Below are 3,641 nucleotides of genomic sequence, written 5' to 3' on the forward strand. Positions count from 1 at the left end.
AGTGGCTGGAGTGAATTCAAAATGTTCTACCAAGACAAATTTGTCGAACACTACCATTTTGGATTTGATGACCGCGAACCAAATGAGAAGATTGGCGATCGATTTTGGGGTGCTGGATATTGGGATATAGAAATAGTTCAAGAATGTGTTTATCCTAGTAGCCCTATCCCATCATGGTATAGACACCTGTTTTGTAGTACGCTGAGACAGGTAACTGAAGAAGAAATGCGAATGTCGTTGGCAACGATGTCATCTAAATTCGGGTTTTTAGATGCGACTTTTCGATACTACGGGGCTTATCTTCCAGACAATCAGGAAACACCGCTGGCATACGATCGCGCCGATTCAGATTTTCAGTCAAACCGTGCAGATTTTGAAAGGATTGATGCTGTGTCGCTACCGAAAGAAGCTTTTTATTGGCAGAATGTTCTGCCAGTGCCAAGTAGGGTGTCATAGCAATATCGATGGCTCGATCGCACGTTGTATGGTAAACATCAAATTTTTATATGTCTAGTGTTTGGGAAAAACGATCTATCCTTTTCCCCATCAGTGCAAACATCAAAATTAAACGGGTAGCAGATAAACTTGTAATGGAAACCAAAGAACTAACAACAAAACCTGCCCCTACTGCGTTTTGAATGCAAATGAACTTAAACAGACAGAGCAAAATCCCAGACATTCTGAAAAATCGCGAAGCCGAACTGTTGTCAGAGTGGCTGAAAGAGCAAATGGCAACAGGTATCCGTAAAGACTTGTATAGGGAAAGCGAACTGCGCGAAGAGTGTAAAGAATTCCTCGACTTGTTTGCAGAGGCTGTCCAGCGAGGCAACTTAACCGAGATCCAATCGGCTGAGTGGCGTGGCGTGCGGGATATGCTGGCTGCCATTTCGCGATCGCGCTCTCAGAAAGGCTTCAGCCCAACAGAAACAGCCAGCTTTGTATTTTCCTTTAAGCAGCCCTTGTTCCAGCGCCTGCGTCAGGAACTCCAAGATAACGAAATTCTTGTCGAAGAAATTCTGTCTGCTACCAACCTCTTAGACAAACTGGGTCTGTGGACAACCGAGATTTATCAGAAAAGCCGCGAAGAGGTGATCCTGCGCCAGCAAGAAGAGTTATTGGAACTCTCAACGCCAGTCGTAAAGATGTGGGAAGGCATTTTAGCCTTACCGATCATCGGCACCCTGGACAGCGCCCGCACCCAAATAGTGATGGAATCTCTGTTGGCGAAAATTGTCGAGACGGGTTCGCAAGTTGCCATCATCGATATTACGGGAGTGCCCACAGTCGATACGCTGACGGCCCAGCACTTATTAAAAACAGTAACTGCGGCTCGTTTAATGGGGGCTGATTGTATTATCAGCGGTATTCGCCCTCAAATCGCGCAAACAATAGTCTACTTGGGTGTAGATTTAGCGGATATAACGACTAAGGCGACGCTAGCGGATGCTTTTGCCCTGGCTTTAAAACGATCGGGAATTGCGATCGGACGCTAACAGTCCGCTATTTGAGGAGTAAAAAAGTATTATGGAACGCATCCCCATACTGCAAATGGGCGAATTTCTCCTTGTGACCATTCAAGTAGATATGCACGATCGTCTAGCGATGACTTTACAAGACGACCTGACCAACCGCATCACCCAGACAAACGCTCGCGGTGTACTGATCGATATTTCGGCACTGGAGATCGTGGATTCGTTCATTGGGCGAGTACTGGGAAATATTGCCAAAATGTCCCGCATACTCGATGCCGAAACGGTTGTTGTCGGAATGCAGCCAGCTGTAGCCATCACTCTAGTGGAATTGGGGCTCTCCCTCAAAGGCATTCGCACTGCCTTAAATGTGGAAAAAGGTATGGCTCTCCTGCGAGCATCGTTAGGAGATTCTCTAGGGGGAAACATAAATGGTGATGCAGGGGCATGAAGTTATGGGCATCAACTCCTCCTCAGATATCGTGCTGGTAAGGCAAGCTGTGCGAAAATGGGCTGTAGAATTAGGTTTCAGCCTTGTAGACCAGACTAAGATCGTCACGGCAGCAAGCGAACTGGCACGCAACACGCTCGACTATGGCGGTGGCGGCACCGTTAAACTGGAAGCGCTGCAACAAGAAAGCCGTCGCGGTCTGCGTCTGACTTTTGAAGACTCCGGGCCAGGTATTCCCGATATCGAACTGGCGCTCAAAGACGGCTTTACCACCGGAGGCGGACTCGGTATGGGGTTAAGCGGTTCCAAGCGACTGGTCAACGAATTCGATATCTTTTCCCGTGTGGGAGAAGGCACCCGCATCACTATTACAAAGTGGAAGTAATCAATTATGAGCGATCCCGTCGCCTTGTCGATCCTAGAGTCCAGTCAGGCTGGTGATGCGCGACGGATCGCGATGAGCTTAGCCAGTCGTCTCGGCTTTGACGAAACCGAAAGAGGAAAAGTAGGCATCGTAGTTACCGAGATAGCCAATAACTTGGTTCGCCACGCTAGGGAAGGTCAGCTGCTGCTGCGTTCCCTCACAAAAAATAACATTGTCGGTATCGAAATTTTAGCCCTAGATAAAGGGCCGGGAATGATTGATGTCGGACAGTGCCTGCGGGATGGTTATTCGACGGCAGGCACTCCTGGCAATGGTTTGGGCGCAATTATTCGCCTTTCTGCTTTTTTTGATATTCATTCTGTTCCCAATGTCGGCACGGTTTTATTAAGTCATCTTTGGGCGACGCCTATACCCACCAGCTCACCAAACAGCAATATAGAAATAGGTGTAGTGTGTCTGCCAAAAACAGGTGAGGAGGTTTCCGGTGATGCTTGGGCGATCGAACAATACCAAGATCGCACTCTGCTCCTAGTCTCGGATGGTTTAGGCCACGGCCCTCTGGCAGCCCAAGCGTCTTTAAAAGCGATCGAAATTTTTCGAGAAAATGCCGACAAAAGTCCGGCAGGAATTATAGAAGCCGCTCATCAAGCCCTCAAAAGTACGCGGGGCGCTGCCATAGCGATCGCTCAGCTGGACTTGGCAGAACAAAGCCTTCGTTTTGCAGGGGTGGGAAACATCTCTGGCAGCGTTATTTCTGATTCTGGTCGCTACAGTATGGTTTCCCACAACGGTACGGTCGGACACGAAGTTCGCAAAATCCAAGAGTTTGTCTATCAGTGGCCAAAAGGAGGGCTTTTACTAATGCACTCTGATGGTTTAGGGACACAGTGGCGTTTAGATCGCTATCCTGGTTTAGTAGCGAAACATCCCAGTTCGATCGCCGGAGTTTTGTACCGCGATTTCAACCGGGGACGCGACGATGTAACAGTCCTAATCGCCAAAGAGAATTAAATTAATTTTAAATTTCAAATTTTAGATTGGAAATTTAATTTTTTAATTGAAACCTAAAACCCTAAATCTCACATCTATCCCGGCAATGACTACTCTCCTAACTATAGAAATACGCTCCGAACAAGATGTGGTAATGTCACGTCAGCTAGCGCGAGAAATTGCACAAGCTTTGGGATTTGACTCCCAAGATCAGACGCGCATTGCCACCGCAGTATCTGAAATTGCCCGCAACTGTTTTCAATACGCCAAAGGCGGAAAGGTTGAATTTTGGGTGGAGGGTCATGCGCCTCCAATAGCTGCGTCTTTTCAATATAGTTCTGAGGCA

Annotated in this window: 5 protein-coding genes and 1 pseudogene; all 6 read left to right on the forward strand. The window is 47.7% G+C overall.

Annotated features, from left to right (window positions below):
- A partial coding sequence (locus H6S82_RS23865) for a hypothetical protein (protein WP_206756889.1) occupies window positions 1-456 on the forward strand: 456 nt, incomplete at its 5' end.
- A 188-nt stretch (window positions 457-644) separates the two neighbouring features.
- Window positions 645-1,493, forward strand: coding sequence for an STAS domain-containing protein (locus tag H6S82_RS23870; protein WP_190465112.1), 849 nt, complete (start codon window positions 645-647; stop codon window positions 1,491-1,493).
- Window positions 1,494-1,524: 31 nt separating this feature from the next.
- Entirely contained in the window at window positions 1,525-1,920 is a 396-nt protein-coding gene (locus H6S82_RS23875; RefSeq protein ID WP_190465113.1) for an STAS domain-containing protein, read from the forward strand.
- Window positions 1,901-2,305 (forward strand): anti-sigma regulatory factor, encoded by a 405-nt coding sequence (locus H6S82_RS23880; protein ID WP_322111909.1) that lies wholly within the window; start codon window positions 1,901-1,903, stop codon window positions 2,303-2,305. The genes H6S82_RS23875 and H6S82_RS23880 overlap by 20 nt, the downstream gene beginning before the upstream one ends.
- Window positions 2,306-2,311: 6 nt before the next feature.
- On the forward strand, window positions 2,312-3,316 hold the full coding sequence (locus tag H6S82_RS23885; RefSeq protein ID WP_190465114.1) for an ATP-binding SpoIIE family protein phosphatase: 1,005 nt from the start codon (window positions 2,312-2,314) through the stop codon (window positions 3,314-3,316).
- Window positions 3,317-3,401: 85 nt separating this feature from the next.
- A pseudogene (locus tag H6S82_RS23890) lies at window positions 3,402-3,641 on the forward strand (hypothetical protein); the annotation flags it as partial.

Source organism: Planktothrix sp. FACHB-1355, from assembly GCF_014748295.1.
In the GTDB taxonomy this organism is placed as follows: Bacteria; Cyanobacteriota; Cyanobacteriia; order Cyanobacteriales; family Aerosakkonemataceae; genus Aerosakkonema; species Aerosakkonema funiforme_A.

Coding starts and splice junctions, on each gene's coding strand:
- H6S82_RS23870 (WP_190465112.1), top strand. CDS start 645: ATGAACTTAAACAGACAGAGCAAAATCCCAGACATTCTGAAAAATCGC.
- H6S82_RS23875 (WP_190465113.1), top strand. CDS start 1,525: ATGGAACGCATCCCCATACTGCAAATGGGCGAATTTCTCCTTGTGACC.
- H6S82_RS23880 (WP_322111909.1), top strand. CDS start 1,901: ATGGTGATGCAGGGGCATGAAGTTATGGGCATCAACTCCTCCTCAGAT.
- H6S82_RS23885 (WP_190465114.1), top strand. CDS start 2,312: ATGAGCGATCCCGTCGCCTTGTCGATCCTAGAGTCCAGTCAGGCTGGT.